19 protein-coding genes are annotated in these 18,158 nt (G+C 64.5%); 10 read left to right on the forward strand and 9 right to left on the reverse strand.

The genetic code is table 11. From position 1 onward, the window contains the following. Both ftsB and ACYVG8_RS16105 read left to right on the forward strand, forming a co-directional pair. Positions 1–285 (forward strand): cell division protein FtsB, encoded by a 285-nt coding sequence (gene ftsB / locus ACYVG8_RS16100; protein WP_028497993.1) that lies wholly within the window; start codon positions 1–3, stop codon positions 283–285. A gap of 111 nt (positions 286–396) precedes the next feature. Next, positions 397–2,172: a GGDEF domain-containing protein gene (locus tag ACYVG8_RS16105; protein ID WP_028497992.1), complete on the forward strand. Its 1,776-nt coding sequence runs from the start codon at positions 397–399 to the stop codon at positions 2,170–2,172. 10 nt (positions 2,173–2,182) lie between these two features. On the opposite strand, the gene ACYVG8_RS16110 is transcribed toward ACYVG8_RS16105, so the two are convergent. From ACYVG8_RS16110 to ACYVG8_RS16150, 9 genes are all read right to left on the reverse strand, one after another. Further along, positions 2,183–2,971, reverse strand: coding sequence for a uracil-DNA glycosylase (locus ACYVG8_RS16110; RefSeq protein WP_460746283.1), 789 nt, complete (start codon positions 2,969–2,971; stop codon positions 2,183–2,185). Beyond that, a complete protein-coding gene (gene rimI / locus ACYVG8_RS16115; RefSeq protein ID WP_460746284.1) occupies positions 2,968–3,411 on the reverse strand; it encodes a ribosomal protein S18-alanine N-acetyltransferase in 444 nt (147 codons plus the stop codon). Before rimI ends, ACYVG8_RS16110 begins: the two co-directional genes overlap by 4 nt. Then, positions 3,408–4,076, reverse strand: a complete 669-nt coding sequence (gene tsaB, locus ACYVG8_RS16120; protein WP_460746286.1) for a tRNA (adenosine(37)-N6)-threonylcarbamoyltransferase complex dimerization subunit type 1 TsaB — start codon at positions 4,074–4,076, stop codon at positions 3,408–3,410. Before tsaB ends, rimI begins: the two co-directional genes overlap by 4 nt. Positions 4,077–4,229: 153 nt before the next feature. Continuing rightward, positions 4,230–5,450 carry an EAL and HDOD domain-containing protein gene (locus ACYVG8_RS16125; protein WP_460746287.1) on the reverse strand — a complete coding sequence of 407 codons (1,221 nt, stop codon included), beginning with the start codon at positions 5,448–5,450 and terminating at the stop codon, positions 4,230–4,232. Positions 5,451–5,558: 108 nt separating this feature from the next. Continuing rightward, positions 5,559–7,418 carry a chemotaxis protein CheA gene (locus ACYVG8_RS16130; protein WP_028497987.1) on the reverse strand — a complete coding sequence of 620 codons (1,860 nt, stop codon included), beginning with the start codon at positions 7,416–7,418 and terminating at the stop codon, positions 5,559–5,561. 40 nt (positions 7,419–7,458) lie between these two features. Then, a complete protein-coding gene (cheZ, locus tag ACYVG8_RS16135) occupies positions 7,459–8,478 on the reverse strand; it encodes a protein phosphatase CheZ (RefSeq protein ID WP_233495154.1) in 1,020 nt (339 codons plus the stop codon). Positions 8,479–8,515: 37 nt separating this feature from the next. Further along, positions 8,516–8,914, reverse strand: coding sequence for a chemotaxis response regulator CheY (gene cheY, locus ACYVG8_RS16140; protein WP_028497985.1), 399 nt, complete (start codon positions 8,912–8,914; stop codon positions 8,516–8,518). Positions 8,915–9,042: 128 nt separating this feature from the next. Further along, entirely contained in the window at positions 9,043–9,978 is a 936-nt protein-coding gene (locus ACYVG8_RS16145; protein WP_107888775.1) for a chemotaxis protein, read from the reverse strand. A 16-nt stretch (positions 9,979–9,994) separates the two neighbouring features. Then, positions 9,995–10,936, reverse strand: coding sequence for a chemotaxis protein (locus tag ACYVG8_RS16150; RefSeq protein WP_028497983.1), 942 nt, complete (start codon positions 10,934–10,936; stop codon positions 9,995–9,997). Positions 10,937–11,170: 234 nt separating this feature from the next. Between ACYVG8_RS16150 and ACYVG8_RS16155 the strand changes: the two genes are divergently transcribed. The 8 genes from ACYVG8_RS16155 (at position 11,171) to ACYVG8_RS16190 (ending at position 18,111) form a co-directional block, all read left to right on the forward strand. Further along, entirely contained in the window at positions 11,171–12,301 is a 1,131-nt protein-coding gene (locus ACYVG8_RS16155) for a sensor histidine kinase (protein WP_028497982.1), read from the forward strand. 170 nt (positions 12,302–12,471) lie between these two features. Further along, complete coding sequence (cheD, locus tag ACYVG8_RS16160) at positions 12,472–13,083, forward strand: chemoreceptor glutamine deamidase CheD (RefSeq protein ID WP_084299777.1); 612 nt, start codon at positions 12,472–12,474, stop codon at positions 13,081–13,083. A gap of 143 nt (positions 13,084–13,226) precedes the next feature. Next, positions 13,227–14,537 carry a homoserine dehydrogenase gene (locus ACYVG8_RS16165; protein WP_028497980.1) on the forward strand — a complete coding sequence of 437 codons (1,311 nt, stop codon included), beginning with the start codon at positions 13,227–13,229 and terminating at the stop codon, positions 14,535–14,537. Continuing rightward, the gene (locus ACYVG8_RS16170; protein ID WP_233495153.1) at positions 14,530–15,057 is read left to right on the forward strand and encodes a GNAT family N-acetyltransferase; all 528 of its coding nucleotides are present in this window, start codon (positions 14,530–14,532) and stop codon (positions 15,055–15,057) included. Before ACYVG8_RS16165 ends, ACYVG8_RS16170 begins: the two co-directional genes overlap by 8 nt. 9 nt (positions 15,058–15,066) lie before the next feature. Continuing rightward, positions 15,067–16,479: a threonine synthase gene (thrC, locus tag ACYVG8_RS16175; protein WP_460746290.1), complete on the forward strand. Its 1,413-nt coding sequence runs from the start codon at positions 15,067–15,069 to the stop codon at positions 16,477–16,479. 51 nt (positions 16,480–16,530) lie between these two features. After that, a complete protein-coding gene (flgA, locus tag ACYVG8_RS16180) occupies positions 16,531–17,205 on the forward strand; it encodes a flagellar basal body P-ring formation chaperone FlgA (RefSeq protein WP_146744996.1) in 675 nt (224 codons plus the stop codon). Between the two features lie 100 nt (positions 17,206–17,305). Continuing rightward, positions 17,306–17,608 carry a flagellar biosynthesis anti-sigma factor FlgM gene (gene flgM / locus ACYVG8_RS16185; protein WP_233495152.1) on the forward strand — a complete coding sequence of 101 codons (303 nt, stop codon included), beginning with the start codon at positions 17,306–17,308 and terminating at the stop codon, positions 17,606–17,608. A gap of 32 nt (positions 17,609–17,640) precedes the next feature. Next, the gene (locus ACYVG8_RS16190; RefSeq protein ID WP_028497975.1) at positions 17,641–18,111 is read left to right on the forward strand and encodes a flagella synthesis protein FlgN; all 471 of its coding nucleotides are present in this window, start codon (positions 17,641–17,643) and stop codon (positions 18,109–18,111) included. Positions 18,112–18,158 lie beyond the last annotated feature (47 nt).

Genomic DNA, 18,158 nt, shown 5'->3' on the forward strand with positions numbered 1-18,158 from the left:
ATGCGCTCCGTCACCCTCATTCTTGTCGTCGGCATCCTCGTCCTGCAGTGGCCCATGTGGTTCGGCAAGGGCAGCTGGATCCGCGTCATGCAGATCGAAAGCCAGCTGTCCGAGCAACGGACGGTGAACGAGCGGCTGCTCGCGCGCAATACGGCGATGGCGGCCGATGTCCGCGACCTCAAACAGGGGCACGAAGCCGTCGAGGAACGTGCCCGCAACGAGCTGGGCATGGTCAAGCCCGGCGAAGTCTTTTTCCAGGTGCTGGGCCGTCCGTCCGGACGTTGAGTCTCTTGCTGCAGTCCGTCGCGCCAGAGTGTTTTTCGCTGTCGGAAACCGCTTTGCATGAAGACACTCCCCTATAATCGTCTGTCCACATGCTTGTGAAATTTTCCGTTAATGACGCCTACCGAGCTAGCCCGTGAAACCCTGCTGACGCTTGCTGCGCGCAAGCTTCCGCCCACGCCGGAAAACTATCAGCGCGTCTACGACGAAATCGGCGAGTTTCCGGCGCCGGTGGCTCCGCTGTCGGCGCCATTGCTGGCCCGCATGGAGTTGTTGCCCGGTGCCATCGATCTGGCGCCGCGCTTCAGCCGCCTGCAGCAGCAGATCGAACGGCAGCAGTGGGATGAAGCAGCAGACCAGTTGCTCGAACTGATGCAGATGCTGATCGAGCAGCAACTGGCCGGCCAGGACTGGAGCGCGCTGCTGCGCGGTCTGATCCGGGCCTGGGACATGCCGCTGGCGGTGACCCAGAGTCACAAGCGCGATACGCTGGACCGGGTGCTGGCCAGCCGTGGCGCGCGGCCGGCGCAGCTGTATGACAAGCTGCAGGGACTGGTCAGCAGCTGGAGCATGGGCGCGGCAGTGCAGAGCGCCGATGGCGACCTGCTGTTCGACGCCATCGATGCGGTGCCGGCTGCCGGCGGAGCGGCCACCGAGGCGAGCCCGGCCGTGCAGGCCTGTCTGGCCGCGCTGCGCGAAGCGCTGACGCTGGGGGTGCATCCGCGCCTGGCCGGTTATCCGGAGCTGCAGCATGAACTGGTCCAGCTGGCGCAGGGACTGGACAGCGGCGAGCGCGACGAGGATCTGGTCATGGTGTCGCGCCGGCTCAAGCGTTTCTGGATCCGGCTGGAACTGGCGACCCAGCAGGACGAGCGGCTGACCACCGCCATTACCCGCATTCTGGACCTGCTGCTGGAAAATCTGGTCGACTTTATCGGCTCTGACGCGCACGTGCAGGGCCAGATCAGCGCCGTGCGTGCGCTGCTGGCCGATTCGCCGGTGTCGATGCGCAAGCTGTATCAGGTCGAGGCCGGACTGAAGGAAGCGGTCTATCGCCAGGGCCTGCTGCGCCACAGCCTCGACGAGGCGACCGATTCGATGCGGCACATGCTCGACAGCTTTATCCACCGCGTCAGCCTGCTGTCCGAAAACACTGATGAATACCAGACCCGCTTCAGCGGCTATGCCGAAGCGATCAATGCCAGCCGGGACCCGCTGGCGCTGCATGGCATCGTCGACAGCCTGATGGCCGACACGCGTGCTGTCCACCTCGACCTGGTCAATGCCCGTGACGAGCTGGTGGACGCCAGGCTGCAGGTCGGCGTGGTCAACGAACGCATCCGCCAGCTGGAAAGCGAGCTGGTCGAAGCCAGTGCCCGGGTCAAGGAAGACCAGTTGACCGGCGCCCTGAACCGGCGCGGGCTGGATGAGCTGTTCTCGCGCGAAAGTGACCGGGCGCAGCGCGAACGCTCGCCGCTGTCGCTGGCGCTGATCGATATCGACAATTTCAAGCAGCTGAACGACCACTACGGCCACCTGGTCGGCGATGATGCGCTGCGACATGTGGTATCGGTGGTGCAGTCGCGCGTGCGCCCCAGTGACGGTGTGGCGCGCTTCGGCGGTGAGGAATTCATCATCCTGATGCCGGGGACCGACGCGGAAAGCGGCTGTGAAATCATCGAGCGCCTGCAGCGCGAACTGACCAAGACCTTCTTCATGGCCCATGAAGACCATGTGGTGATCACCTTCTCGGCCGGCGTCGCCCGCTGGATGCCGGGCGAAAACGAGCTCGACCTGATCGAGCGCGCCGACCATGCCATGTACAAGGCCAAGGTCGGCGGCAAGAATCAGGTGATGCTGGCGCCGGACGTGCTGCCGACGCTGGACTGAGGCGGGCGCGTCAGCCGGCGGCCATCAACCCGGCCAGGGTCTTGCGCGCAAAGCACAGGTCCTGCCAGGCGCGGGCCTTGTCCGGCAGGTTGCGCAGCAGATAGGCCGGGTGGTAGCTGACGATCAGCGGCACGCCGTGCCAGTGGTGAACCTGTCCGCGCAGCCGCGAGATCGCCTGTTCGCTGTCCAGCAGTGCCTGGGTGGCAATGCGGCCGACGCACAGGATCAGCTTTGGCCGGACCAGCCGCAACTGGTCGGCCAGATAATCGACACAGGCAACCATTTCCGCCTGCTGCGGGTTGCGGTTGCCTGGCGGCCGGCACTTCAGCACGTTGGCGATATAGACATCCCGCTCCGGGTCCCAGCCAGTGGCGGTCAGCATGGCGTCCAGCAGCTTGCCGGCCGGACCGACGAACGGCTGGCCAAGGCGGTCTTCCTGCTCGCCGGGCGCTTCACCGACAATCATCAACGCAGCCTGCCGATTGCCGCGCTCGAGCGCGGTCCGGGTGCGGGTTTCGTTCAGTGAACAGCGCTGGCATGCCGGCACCTGCTGCTCCAGATCCGCCCAGTCGCGCAGGGCCGGCGCTTCGTGCCGGGTTTCCGGCATGACCGGGAGGTCGGGGACCTCTGCGGGCGCGGCGGGCATGGCGGTTTCAGCGGCCGTAACGACCGGCGCGGGCGTGCCGATGGCGTCCGGCTGCACGTCGTCATCCGGCTCGGCAGCGGTGGCGGCACGGCCGGGGCGCTGGCGCCACACCGTCAGTCCCAGTTCCTTCAACAGCAAGTCGCGGCGGCTCACAGGGCGATCTCCATCAGGATGGCGTCTTCACGGCCGTTATCGGTACGGTAGTAGTCGCGGCGCACACCACAGCGGACAAAGCCGCGGGCGGTGTACAGCGCCAGTGCCGCACCGTTGCCGGCACGGACTTCAAGCAGCAGTCGGGTCGCCCCTGCCGTGCGGGCTGCGGCGAGTACGGTATCGAGCAGCTGACGACCGAGACCGCGGCGCTGCCAGTCACGGGCAATGACTATGTCATGCAGCTCGGCGTCGTCGAGCACGGTCTGCAGCACGGCGAAACCGACAATGTCGGCGTCAATCTGTGTCACCAGCACCTGACTGCCGCCGTGCAGCGAGCCGGCGATCTGGCCGCGCGTCCAGGCGCCGTCCCGGGCGCCGGCGGCAATGGCTGCCAGCCGCTCAGTGTCGGCATCGGTCGCCGGCCGGAACTGCGGATTCATCGCGCTTCCCGTTCGCTGGTGGTCAGTGCCACCTTGTTGCGCAGGTACAGCAGTTCGGCCCGCTCGGGCGGAACCAGCGGATAGCGGCCACTGTCGGCCAGTGCCAGCATGGCCAGCGCCGATGGCTGACGCCCGGGCTCGATGGCCGCCAGTGTGTTGCCAAGCCGGCTTGCCAGCGCCTCGGCATGGGCATCGAACCCGCTGCCGGCGCCGACCCAGCGCATGCCGTCGATCACTGGCAGGGCATCCGGGGCATACAGGCCCATCGGGATCGGCTGGCTGCCGTCGCGGCGGTCGTAACCGGCTGCATAGACCTCGCCCATCCGCGCATCCAGACAGGCCAGCACGCACGGCGCATCGACCGTTGCTGCCAGTGCGTCGAGCGTCGGAATGCCGATCAGCGATTTTGCACAGGAAAAGGCCAGTCCCTGCGCGAGGCCGCAGCCGATGCGCAGTCCGGTAAACGAACCCGGTCCCTGACCGAACACGATGGCATCGACGTCGGCCAGCGGCCGTCCGGCTTCGGCCAGCAGTTCGGCCAGTTGCGGCAGGGTTGCTTCGGCGTGTTTCTGGCCGACATGGCTGTGGTGGGCGTGGACCACGCCGTCAAAACGGACGGCGATGGACAGGTATTCGGTCGAGGTATCGAGCGCGATCAGATTCATTATCGGGGCAGCTGAACAGAACGCCGCCGGTCGGGCCGGCCGCGTGGAAACGAAAACGTCCCGCAGGGCACAGGGACGTGTGTGTGGCGATGACGGACAGCGCGTAGCGTAGCACATTGCCGGCCCGGCTCGCCGGCCCCGGCACCTGTCCGGTTAAATCCGCAGCTCTTCCACCCAGCCCAGCGCGGCGACATGGGCGCTGTTCAGGGTCTGGGCCGACAGGCCGAGCGCTTCGGCCAGCACCTGCACATCGCGCAGCGCCGGATCTTCGCAGGCAATGACCAGCTGCAGCAGCTGACCCAGCCAGCCGGACTGTTCCAGCAGCGCATGGCGGGCGATTTCCGGCAGCAGCAGATTGTCGAGTGCCGACTCGAGCGGCATTTCCAGCAGGACATGGATCAGCGAGAACATGCCGACGATAAAGCCGTTGTCGCTTTCATGACCGTGGCCGATATTGCGCGTCAGCAGCTCCATGAAACGGCCACGGGTGACAGCGGTTTTCAGCAGGGCCGACGGGGCGCCGACTTCCTCGCTGGCCGTGACCAGCAGCAATGTCAGCCAGCGGTAGAGCTTCTGGTAGCCGAGCAGGGTGACGGCCTGGCGGAACGAAGCGACTTCGTTGACCAGTGCGAAGCCGGCCGAATTGATGTAGTGGAACAGCTTGTAGCTCATTGCCACGTCCTGGCGGAAACCGAGTTCAATCTCGTCCAGGTCGGCGTTGCCGCGCAGCATGTTCAGCAGGTTGATGATATTGGCCAGCTGCGGGTGGACGCTGCGGTTGTTCAGGGTTTCGGCGCGGGTGAAGTAGTGGCCCTGGAAACCGTCGATGCCGATCGAGCGACACCAGCGGAAGTCATCATGGCTCTCGACCTGCTCGGCGATCAGGATCACCGGGTGCTGTCGCAGCGTGGCGGCGGTCTTTTCCAGCCGTTCCTGGCCAAGCCTCGCCAGGTTCAGCTTCACATAATTGATGGCCGGCAGGAAGCTGTCCTGCTCGCCGCCGGGCTGATAGTCGTCCAGTGCCAGCCCGAAGCCGTGCTGCCGCAGATGCATGACGCGGCGGCGCATTTCGGCGCTGGCCGGCAGCGACGGGCACAGCTCGAGAATGACGCGGCGCGGGTGCAGCAGTTCCAGGAATTCGCTGACCAGCAGACCCTGTCCGACCTTGATGAAGGCGAACTTGTTGCCGATCAGTGCCGCCGCATCCATGCTGGACAGGGTGTTGACCAGCACGTGGGCACCATTGGCCGGTTCGTCGTCGGCCGCCGGCATCGACCCGGTCGCTACCGGGCGGAACAGCAACTGGTAACCGATGATCTGCTGGTTCCGGTTCAGGACCGGCTGGCGACCGATAAAGGCCGGGGAGGGTTGCATGGCGACTCTGCTGAAATCACGGGAAGGCAAACGACAGCGTCCCGCAGCGGTGCGGGACGGGGAAACGGCCGGGAGATCGCCGGTGAAGCGGTGATCTCCCGGGGCCGGTCAGATGGCCAGGTCGAGCAGGGCCGGGCTCAGATGGCCGCCCTTTTCCTTGGACTCGGCCGACAGCAGACCTTCCATGTCCAGCACCAGCACCACGGCTCCATCGCCGGACAGCGTGGCACCGGCCACCCCCTTCGGACGGATGTTCTGCAGCGGCTTGATCACCACATCGTCCCGACCGACGAAAGCGTCGATGGCGAGGATGAAGGTCTTCTCCGCCGACTGCATCAGTACGCCGAATGCCGGCTCCTGGGTTGCCGGCCAGCCGAGCAGGTCGGCCAGACCGCGCACCGGCAGGATCTCGTCGCGGACGACGATGGTCGGGCGGGCCGAGACTTCCTGGATGCTGTTCGGGTCGATCGGGATGATCTCGCGCACCATGGCCAGCGGCACGGCAAAGGCCTGCTGGCAGACCTTGACCACCAGCACCGGCAGGATGGCCAGCGTCAGCGGCAGCGAGACGCTGAGGCGGGTGCCTTCGCCCGGCACCGAGGTGATGTCGATGCGGCCGTTCAGGCGCTGGATGTTGGTCCGCACCACGTCCATGCCGACACCACGGCCGGAGACGCTGGAAATCTGGTCCTTGGTCGAGAAGCCGGGCAGGAAAATAAGTTGCAGAGCCTGCTTGTCGTCCAGTGCCTGTGCGGTTTCGCTGTCGATCAGGCCCTTGTCGACGGCCTTCTTGCGCAGCATGTCGGCACGCATGCCGCGACCGTCGTCGACGATTTCGATGACGATGTGGTCACCGACCTGACGGGCGGACAACTGCACGATACTCTTGACCGGCTTGCCGGCGGCAATGCGCTCCTCGGTGGATTCGGTACCGTGGTCGACCGCGTTGCGCACCAGGTGGACCAGCGGATCGTTCAGATCCTCGATCATGGTCTTGTCGAGTTCGGTTTCCTCACCGGACAGCACCAGTTCCACTTCCTTGCCGAGCTGGCGGGCCAGATCGCGGGCCAGTCGCGGGTACTTCTGGAACAGGCGGCCGATCGGCTGCATCCGCGTCTTCATGACCGCGTTCTGCAGGTCACCGACCAGCAGGTCGAGCTGGCTGACCGCTTCATCAAGTGCGCGCAGCGTGTTCGTGCCAAGGTTGCCCTGCATGATCTCGGTACGGATCGTGGTCAGGCGGTTCTTGGTCAGGCCGATTTCACCGGACAGGTTCAGCACCTGGTCGAGACGGTGAGTATCGATCCGGATGGTGGTTTCCTGCGGTGCGGCGACCTGGGTATTGGCCTTGGCCGGCGCACGATCGCGGGCGGCCGGCACCGGGGCTGGTGCCGGAGCGGGGGCTGGCGCCACCGGGGCCGAGGTCGGCACGACGGCCGTACCGCCACCGGCAATCTGCGCGACGCTGTCTGCCGGTACGACGACGGCCTGGTACAGCTGCTGCCAGTTCGGCTCGCCCGGGGCGGCCGGCGCTGCCGGGGCCGCTGCCGGTGCTGCTGCCGCAACGGCAGGCGTCTGTCCGGCCAGTGCGGCGTCGAGATTGGACAGGATGGCCGGATCGGCCGGCGACGGCATGCGGCCCTGCGCCATGTAGCTGAACATGTCGCGAACCACGCCGGTGGCGTCGAGGATCACGTCCATGATCTCGCTGGACAGCGTCAGCTCACCATTGCGCAGCTTGTCGAACAGGTTTTCCGTGCGGTGGCACAGATTCACCAGCGGGGTGGCGTTCAGGAAACCGCCACCGCCCTTGATGGTATGGAAGCCCCGGAAAATGTCGTTCAGCAGTCCCTTGTCGTTGGGACGCTTTTCCAGTTCAACCAGTTTGTTGTCCACATCGGACAGCAATTCGAGAGACTCTGTCAGGAAATCCTGAAGCAGTTCTTCCATTCCGGCGAAGTCGCTCATGACAGCCTCTGCGAGAAAAGTGTTGTGTATGCAGTATGCATCAGAAACCCAGACTTGCCAGCAGGTCGTCGACCTGCTTCTGGTCGGTTACCACGTCGGTGCGGTTGGCCGGATTGACGACCGGGCCGTTTTCCAGCGAGTGGAGCTCGGTCGGGTCCGGCTTGATTTCCGGCTGGTATTCCATCAGGAACGACAGCAGTTCCTGCTCCATGTGCTGGACCATCTCCACGACCTTCTTGATCACCTGACCCGTCAGATCCTGGAAGTCCTGCGCCATGACGATTTCCATCAGCTCGGAAGACGTGGCATGCGTATGTTCGGGCACTTCGGCCAGGTAGCCGCGCGTCGACTTCGCCAGTGCCTTGAAGGCTTCCAGCGACGACTGGTTGGCAAACACCTTGTCCCAGTCGCTGGCGAGGGCGGCGGCGCCGCTCTCCAGACGGGTCTGGTGCGGTTGCGCGCGGTCGGTGGCGTTCAGCACGCGCTCGGCGGCGTTTTCCGTCAGCGTGGCGATATAGGACAGCCGGTCTTTCGCGTCGGGAATGGCACTGGCGGCGCGTTCGAGGGATTTGTCGTAGCCGAGTTCGTGCAGCGCATCATGCAGCTTGCGGGTCAGCTGGCCCACTCGCGAATACATGTTGTCAGCGGAGGCAACGGGTGCCGCAGCGGCTGGCGCGTCTGCGCTGACCGCGGCCTGGCTGGCCACGCTGTCGAACAGCGCCTCGAGTTCCGGGCTGTCGCCGGCGGCGGTCACCTGCGCGACGACCGGGGGCGGGGGCGCGACCGGGGCCACGCTGGCGGCCACGCTGTCGAACAGCGCTTCGAGTTCCGGGCTGTCGCCGGCGGCACTCAGGTCGGGGGCGGGCGTCGGTACGACGGGTGGCGCAACGGGTGCGGCGGCGACACTGTCAAACAGTGCCTGCAATTCGGCGCTGTCGCCATCTGCTGATGGGGCGGGCACGACGGCAGCGATCGGCGCGGCCGGGGCTTCCTGTACATGCGTGTCGTGAGCGACACGATCGAACAGGGCCTCGAGTTCGGGCGAATCGCCGTTTTCCAAGTGATTATCCGGCACGTAGCCTCCCTCGGTTTTCTGCTTACTTGGCCACGCTCTGGAAGACTTTGCCCAGCTTTTCTTCCAATGTGGCAGCGGTAAAGGGTTTGACGATGTAGCCCGAAGCGCCGGCCTGGGCCGCTTCGATGATGTTCTCGCGCTTCGCCTCCGCCGTAATCATCAGGAAGGGGAGATGCTTGAGCTGGGCGTCGGCGCGTACATTGCGCAGAAGCTCGATGCCAGTCATGTTCGGCATGTTCCAGTCGGACACGACGAAATCGAATGTCTGGCTTCTGAGCTTGTGCAGCGCGGCCTGGCCGTCCTCGGCTTCATCGACGTTGGTGAAACCCAACTCCTTGAGCAGATTGCGGAGGATGCGTCGCATCGTCGAGAAATCGTCGACGACCAGAAAGCGTGTGTTCTTGTCTGCTGCCTCGATCATGGGGCGTTGTCCTGCGTATGTGTGGCTTTGTCAAAGCTGCCGGTCATGGGCCCGGAGCCGGTTCTGTCTGGTAGACCGTGGGTCGAGCCGGATCGTAACGATGGCGGCGCTCACTGCGAATGCTGCGCTCAGCGTTGCAGGTACGGCAACATCGTTTCCGCCAGCAGCGCGGGTTCGAACTTGGCGACGTAGTTGTCGACGCCGACGCTCGAGCCCATCGCCCGGTTGGCATTGGACGACAGCGACGAGTGCATGACCACCGGAATATTGGCGAAGCGCTTGTCGCCCTTGATGTGCCGGGTCAGAACGTAGCCATCCATTTCCGGCATTTCGGCATCGACCAGGATCAGTTTCAGTGTGTCGTGCAGCGTGGCGCCATCCATCCACGGACGGTTGGCGAAGGCCTGCAGTCGTTCCCAGGCCTCGCGGCCATTGGTGGCCTGATGGTATTTGACTTCCATCTTGTCGAGCACCTGGGTGATTTCCTTGCGGGCGACCACCGAGTCGTCGACGAAGAAAATGAATTCGTCGCTGCCGGTGCCGGCCTTGGGAATGTCGGGGATGCGGGTTTCACCGACGACGCTGGCCAGGATCTGCTCGACGTCGAGGATGGAAACCAGTTTGCCGTCGTCCAGTTCGGAGACGGCGGTAATCATGGCCTGTCCCTGCGGCATCATGTTGTCCGGCGCCTTCATCCGGTCCCAGTCGATGCGGATGATGCGGTCGACCGACTCCACCAGGAACGCTTGCGTGCTCTTGTTGAATTCGGTGACGATCATCGATTCGTACTTGTGGGTGTCCGCATCCTGCGCGCCGGTAAAGCGGGCCAGCGAGATGACCGGGATGATGTTGCCGCGCAGGGAAATCACGCCCTCGACACCGAACGGCATGTTCGGCGACTTGGTGATTTCCGGCGTCTGCGACACTTCGCGCACCTTGAACACGTTGATGCCGAAGGTTTCGCGGGTGCCGAGCGAGAACAGGAGGACTTCCATCTTGTTCGAGCCGGCGAGCTTGGTGCGCGCATCGATGTTATCGATCAGGGATATGTCTTGCATGGCCATTATTCTCGTAGCAGGGTCAGAGCTTCAGCAATTCGCGCATCTTCAGCGACAGCTTCTGCGGCTCGAATTTCGACACATAGTCGTCGACACCGACCGACTGGCCTAAACGCTGGTTCGACTGACCAGACAGCGACGAGTGCATCAGCACCGGAATGCCGGCGAAGCGCGGGTCGCTCTTGATCATCTTGGTCAGCAGGAACCCGTCCATTTCCGGCATTTCAACGTCGGTCAGCACCAGGTTCACCATATCCTTCAACGGCTTCTCTGCCTGCTCGGCCTGACTGGCCATGCGCTGCAGCTCTTCCCAGGCGCGGCGACCGTTGATTGCGTATGCGTAATTCACGTTCATCGCCTGCAGCGTCTTCTCGATCTGCTTGCGGGCCACGGCGGAGTCGTCGGCGAAGAACACCATCCGCGATTCCTTGATCGGCTCGATATTGACGAACTGGAACGAGTCGTCGATATCGGTGGTCTCGGCCAGTACGCGCTCGACGTCAATCATCATCACCAGATTATTGTTGTCGAGCTCGGTCACGGCGGTGACCAGACCGCCCATGCGGTTCGAGATCATTTCCGGCGGCACGCGCATCGCCGACCAGTCCAGGCGCAGGATGGTATCGACCGCCTCGACCAGGAAGCCCTGGGTGTGGCCGTTGTACTCGGTCACGATCATGACTTCCGGGGTCTTCTCGGTGATCACGCCGGTATACTTCGCCAGGTCGATGACCGGAACGAGGTGACCGCGCAGGCTGACCATGCCTTCGACCGAGCTGGCCATTTCCGGCGCCGTCGTGATCTCGGGGGTGCGCATCACTTCACGGACCTTGAATACATTGATGCCGTAAGTTTCCTTACGGCCGGTCCGCTGGTCGACCCCTAGCGAGAAAAGCAGGATCTCCAGCTTGTTTGCACCCGCGAGTTTGGTTCGCGCGTCAATGCTTTTCAGTAGTTCAGACACAAGGTGCTCCGCTCATCTTTGCAAATTCAAATCGCCAGCCCGGGGGGCTGTCAGGAATACTATCGACAACAACTGCAGAATCATAAGTGACTCTAGACGTTCGTTAGGATTTTTCTCGCAGTTGTGCGGAACATTTCCTGAGTAGATTACTACCACATTTCCCTTAGTGCTGTCATAGGGGCTGCCATGAGCCATGAGAATCATCAACTCGGTCCACAGGAGAATTCTCCTGACGTGCAGCAGCTGAAAGAGGCGTTCGGTCTGTTCAGCCGCGCGTCCGGTGAACTGATCCACGCGTACTCCGATCTGCAGAAGCAACTGGCGACCCTGTCGGCGCAACTGGAGATGGCCAATCTGGCGCTGGCCAGCCAGAGCGCGCAGCGTGCCAGTCTGGCCGAGCGGCTGGCGCTGCTGCTCGATGCGTTGCCGGCCGGCGTGGTCGAGCTGGCGGCAGACGGCACCGTGCTGCGGCAGAATCCGGCGGCGCAGGACATGGCCGGGGCCGACTGGACCGGACTGGACTGGGCGCAGGTATCGGCCGCGATGACACCGGCGGATGTCGGTGACGCCTGGCTGCTGCCATCCGGGGCCGCGCCGCGTGAAGTCATTGTCGAGCAGCGTCCGCTGCCGGACGGTTCGACCATCGTGCTGCTGCACGACATCTCGCGCCAGCAGGCGCTAGCGCGGCAACTGGCCGATCAGGAGCGACTGGTGGCGATGGGGCAGATGGCGGCATCGCTGGCGCATCAGCTGCGCACGCCGCTGGCCACCGCCATGCTCTACACCGCCAATCTGGCCCGCGAACCACTGGGCCGGGAAGACCGGGAACGCTTTGCCGGCAAGGCGCTGGACCGTCTGCGCCAGCTCGAAGGCCTGATCCGCGACACGCTCGGCTATGTGCGCGGCGAGGCGTTCGAGTTGCACGACGTCGCCGTGGCCGACGTGCTGGACGAGGTCGAGCATGCGGTGCTGGCCGGAGCCCGCGCCCGCGCCGTGACGTTTGCCTGCCGGCAGGACACGGGCGTGACGCGGGTACGGGCCGATGCCAGGGCGCTGGTCAGCGCTCTGGTCAGCCTGATCGAGAATGCGTTCGCCTACTCGTCCCCGGGCAGCGAGGTCTCACTGGCGGTCCGCCGCGGAGAGGCCGGCGTCGAATTCGCCGTCAGCGACCAGGGACCGGGCGTGCCGGCCGAGATCGCCTCGCGCATTTTCGAGCCGTTCTTTACCACGCGCAGCGAGGGTACCGGTCTCGGGCTGGCCATTGCTGCCCGGGTGGCGCAGCAGCAGGGCGGACAGTTGCGGCTGGATGCGCGCCATGCACCGGGGGCGTGTTTCGTGCTGTCCCTGCCGCTGGCTGACGACTGAATGCAAGCGGGCACCGCGAAGGGATCGCGCAGCGGGATTCCACTGGTCTATATCTAGACAAGACATACGGATGTCATTGCCTTGCCGGCAGGGCGGCAGTGACCGTTCTTCCCGCAGCCGCGGACCGGTCTCCGGCCCGGTGTCCGCTTGCGGCCACATGCGAGACCACCATGAACACAGGCAATACCAAGACCAGTGCAGCCATGCCAGGAGCCTCCTACTACGACGCCAATTTCCAGCTCGAGGCGGCCAAGGTGCTGCCGGGCGAGTTCATTGCCACCAATCGCGACATGCTGCTGGTGACGGTGCTGGGGTCCTGCGTGTCGGTGTGCCTGCGCGATCCGGTGGCCGGCGTGGCCGGGCTGAATCACTTTTCGTTGCCCGATGGCGTGTCCGATCAGGACGCGCTGACCAATCTGCCCGAACGCTATGGCCAGCATGCGATGGAAGTGCTGATCGACGAAATGGTGCGGCTCGGCGGCGACCGGCGGCGCTTCGAGGCCAAGGTATTCGGCGGCGGCAGCGTGCTGCGCGGGATGCTGAAATCCAATATCGGCGAGCGCAATGTCGATTTCGTCCGGCGCTTTCTTGCCGAGGAGAGCGTTCCGGTGCTGGCGGAGGACCTGCTCGACTGCTATCCGCGCAAGGTCTACTACTTCACCCTCAGCGGCCGCGTGCTGGTGAAGAAGATCAAGGACGTCCACAACCGCACCATCTACGAGCGCGAATGCGCTTACCGCGACCGCTTGCGGCGCCAGCCGTTCAAGGGCTTCCCGTCCTAGCCCCCTGATCGATCGTTCCGGAACCGCGCCACCCTTTTGCACAATTTGGCGAACGGGGGCGTGTGCTGCACTGCGCGACATGCCCAATGTGTGGCATATTCGGCGACTATTCCCGGAACATACAATCGATAGCAGGAGTGACGATGAAGCCGATCAATGTAGGCATCATGGGCGTCGGCACGGTCGGCGGCGGCACCGCGACCGTTCTCAAACGCAATGCGGAAGAAATCAGCCGGCGTGCCGGGCGTGCGATCGTGCTGAAAATGGCGGCCAATCTCGATATTGCCAGGGCGCGCGAAATTGTCGGCGACGGCATCGAGATCGTCAGCGATGCCCGCGTGGTCGCGACCCATCCGGATATCGACATCGTGATCGAACTGATCGGCGGTACCGGCATCGCCAAGGACCTGGTGCTGACCGCCATCGATCATGGCAAGCACGTGGTCACGGCCAACAAGAAGCTGCTGGCCGAGCACGGCAACGAAATCTTTGCCCGGGCGCGCGAAAAGGGCGTGATGGTCGCGTTCGAGGCCGCGGTGGCCGGCGGCATCCCGATCATCAAGGCGCTGCGCGAAGGGCTGGCGGCAAACCATATCGAATGGATCGCCGGCATCATCAACGGGACCTCCAACTACATCCTGACCGAGATGCGCGAGAAGGGGCTGCCGTTCGCCGATGCGCTGGCCGAGGCACAGCGCCTCGGCTATGCCGAAGCCGACCCGACTTTCGATATCGAGGGCCATGACGCCGGCCACAAGCTGACCATCATGGCGGCGCTGGCCTTCGGCATCCCGATGCAGTTCGACAAGTGCTATCTCGAAGGCATCAGCACGCTGACCGCGCAGGACATCCGCTACGCCGAGGAACTCGGCTACCGGGTCAAGCTGCTGGGGATCACCCGCCGTACCGCTGCCGGCATCGAGCTGCGCGTGCACCCGACGCTGATTCCGGAAAGCGTACTGATCGCCAACGTCAATGGCGTGATGAACGCGGTGCTGGTCAAGGGTGATGCGGTCGGCCCGACCCTGTACTACGGCGCCGGCGCCGGCGCCCTGCCGACCGCAAGCGCGGTGGTGGCGGATATCGTCGACATCGCCCGCCTGGCCACGGCCGACCCGGAACACCGCGTCCCGTACCTGGCCTTCCAGCCGGACCGGATCGCCGACCTGCCGCTGCTGCCGATCGAGGCTGTCGAAAGCAGCTATTACCTGCGCGTGTGCGTGATCGACAAGCCGGGCGTGCTGGCCGAACTGACCCATATCCTTGCCGACGAGTCGATCTCGATCGAAGCGCTGATCCAGAAGGGCAGCGAGCGTGACGGTCAGGCGGAGATCGTGCTGCTGACCCATCGCGTGGTCGAACGACGCGTGCAGTCGGCGATTGCGCGCATCGAGGCGCTCGCCAGCGTGACCGACAAGGTGGTGCGGCTGCGCATGGAGGCGCTCAATGGCTGACACCGGCGCCGGGATGCGTGTCCGGCACGCGGTGCGTGCCGACCTTCCCGGCATCGTTGACATCTACAACAGCACGGTGCCGTCCCGCCAGGTGACGGCGGATACCGAGCCGGTGACGGTCGCATCGCGCGAGCCGTGGTTCGACGCCCATTCGCCGGCGCGTTATCCGCTGTGGGTGCTGGAGGACGCCGCCGGCGTCATGCTGGGCTGGATCAGCCTCAGCGCGTTCTACGGCCGGCCGGCCTACGCGGCGACGGCCGAGGTCAGCATCTATCTGGCCGAAAGCGCGCGCGGCCGCGGTCTCGGCCGGCTGGCGCTCGACTACGCGCTCGAAGCCTGTCCGGCGCTCGGCATCCGCACGCTGCTCGGCTTCATCTTCGCGCACAATACCCCCAGCATGGCGCTGTTCGAGCGCCGGGGCTTCAGTACCTGGGGTCACTTTCCCGATGTGGCGGAACTCGATGGTGTCCGCCGTTCGCTCGTCATCCTCGGGCTGGCGCTGCCGCAGCCCAAACCTTAGTCAGACATCATGAAATATATCAGCACCCGTGGCGGCATGGCGCCGGCCCCTTTCTCCGACATCCTGCTGATGGGCCTGGCCCCGGATGGCGGGCTGGTCCTGCCGGAAAGCTACCCGCAAGTGGACCGGGCGACGCTCGACACATGGCGTGCGCTGTCCTACCCGGAACTGGCCTTCGAGATCATCCGCCTGTTTGCCGACGACATTCCGGCCGACGACCTGCGCCGCATCGTGCTCGACACCTATCGCGAAGACGTGTTCGGCTCGGCCGACATCACGCCGCTGAAAGTGCTGGAACCGGGCCTGTGCATTCTCGAACTGTCCAACGGCCCGACTCTGGCGTTCAAGGACATGGCGATGCAGTTCCTCGGCAACCTGTTCGAGTACGTGCTCGGCCGGCGCGGCGAGTCGCTGAACATTCTCGGCGCCACCAGCGGTGACACCGGTTCGGCCGCCGAGTACGCGATGCGCGGCAAGCACAATATCCGCGTGTTCATGCTCAGCCCGTACGGTCTGATGAGCCCGTTCCAGCAGGCGCAGATGTACAGCCTGCAGGATGACAACATTCACAATCTGGCGGTGCGCGGCGTATTCGACGACTGCCAGGATATCGTCAAGGCCGTCAGCCGGGATCACGTGTTCAAGGCCCGGCGCAAGATCGGCACGGTCAATTCGATCAACTGGGCGCGGGTCGTGGCGCAGGTGGTGTACTACTTCAAGGGCTATTTCGCCGCCACGGCCGGCAACGACGAGCAGGTCAGCTTCAGCGTGCCGTCGGGCAACTTCGGCAATGTCTGCGCCGGTCACATTGCGCGGATGATGGGGCTGCCGATCCGCCACCTGGTGGTTGCCACCAACGAAAACGACGTGCTGGACGAATTCTTCCGTACCGGCCGCTACCGTCCGCGTGGCACGGCCGATACCCATATCACGTCCAGCCCGTCGATGGACATTTCCAAGGCCAGCAACTTCGAGCGCTTCGTGTTCGATCTGGTCGGCCGCGATCCGAAGGCCGTAGCCGGGATGTGGGCGCGGGTGGATGCCGGTGAAGGGTTCGATCTGGCCGGCACGCCGGCATTCGCCCGCATTGCCGACTTCGGCTTCCTGTCCGGCAAGAGCACGCATGCCGACCGGCTGGAGACCATTCGTCGCACCGATGCCCGCTATGGCGTGGTGATCGACACCCATACCGCCGACGGGCTGAAGGTCGGTGAGGAATGGCGGGAGGGCGGCGTGCCGATGGTGTGCCTGGAAACCGCGCAGGCGGCGAAGTTCGAGGACACCATCGTCGAGGCGCTGGGGCGCAAGCCGGCTCGACCGGCCGGGCTGGACAATATCGAAGCCCTGCCGAAGCGGGTCGAGGTGGTCGATGCCAGTGCCGAGCTGATCAAGCGCTACCTGTCCGAACACATCGACGCCTGACCGGCCGTCGCGGGTTTGAGTCTGCGGCGGCTCGAACGCTACAATCCGCGCATGTCCAGATTGTCGCTGTTTCTGTTGTTGTCGGTTTTCCCGGCGCTTCCGGTCCTGGCCTCGCGCCAGGACATCGCCCTGATCGAGGCGCAGGCGCGCGCGTTCGCGCTGCAGGGCTGGCAGGGCGCGGCGGTGCGGCTCAGCTACGGTCAGCTTGACCGCAGGCTGGGCCTGCCTGCCTGCCCGTCGCCGGTTTATGCCTGGGATGGTCCCGGCCGCGAGGCCGCCCGTGGAGTGAAAATTTCCTGCGTGTCACCGAAGTGGTCGATCCGGCTGCCGGTGCGGGCGATTCCGAGCCAGACCGTGGTCATGATCAAGCGCACGGTGGCCACCGGGCAGAAGCTGGTCGCCGAGGACCTGGAGCTGGTCGAATCGCGCGACGGCAATGTGCCGCTCGGCGCGTTCGCCCGGATCGAGGACGTGGTCGGCAAGCCGATGGCGCGCACGGTCGTGCCGGGCCTCATGCTGCGGCGGGAAATGCTGGCCCTGCCGCTGGTTGTTCGCCAGGGGCAGCCGGTCCGCATCGTGGCGGACAACCCGGCATTCAATGTGTCCGCGCAGGGGGTGGCAATGACCGCCGGCAGCGAGGGCCAGTCGGTCGGCGTGCGCATGCCGAACGGCCGGATTCTGCGCGGGACGGCACGCGCGGACGGCAGCGTTGCCATCAGGTATTGAAGAAATGATCTACTGTGTAACGGCAAGACAATAAAGGCTAAAGCTGGATGACAATCCGCCGATAACTGCTGTAACAAGGGCGATACACGGACTCAATGCGATGAAAATCCAATCCAACATGGTGCATACTGCACCCCCGAGCGGCAACGCCGGAAGCAAGCCGGTCAAGCCGTCGCTGACGACGCCGTCTGCTGCCGGCGAGAGTGTGGCCATCAACCCGCTTGCCAGCCAGATTCAGTCGCTGGCCCAGGACGGCGCCGGCGAAATGACTTTTGATGCTGCGAAGGTTGCGTCGCTGAAAGCCGCCATTTCGAATGGCGAGTACAAGATCAATCCGGAAGGCATCGCCGACGGTCTGGTCCGCAGCTCGCAGGAACTGCTGTCCACGCAGAGTCAGGGCTGACAGCGTTCCGTTTTTTGTAAGTTGTCCACTTCATGACCGATACCCAGATCCAGTCACTGACCGAGTTGGTCGTTGCCGAAACCCGGCAGTTCGAACAGATGCTCGAACTGCTGGATGAAGAGCAGCGTGCGCTGATCGGCGGCAACATCGCCGATATCGAGAAGTTCGCCTCCGGCAAGCTGGAGCTGCTTGAGCAGATCGATCACAGTGCCCGTCTGCGTGCCGAGGCACTGCGCGCCTTCGGCATCGACAGCCGTACGGCACTGTACCGCTGGCTGTCCGACCGGCTGGAACTGCTGTCGATCTGGCAGCACCTGGAACTGGTGTCGGAAAAAGCCCGTGCCGCCAATGACCTGAACGGCAAGCTGATCTCGGATCGCCTGCTGAATGTCAATCAGGCGCTTTCGGCGCTGATGTCGTCCGAGGGCAGCACGCTGTCCTATGGCCGCGATGGCGGCAAGCAGAGCATTGTCGGCGGTGGCCGCAACCTCGGCGCCGCCTGATCCCGTCTCACCGAACGCCGCCGTCTATGGCATGATGGCGGCTGCTT

Source organism: Microvirgula curvata (assembly GCF_054781615.1).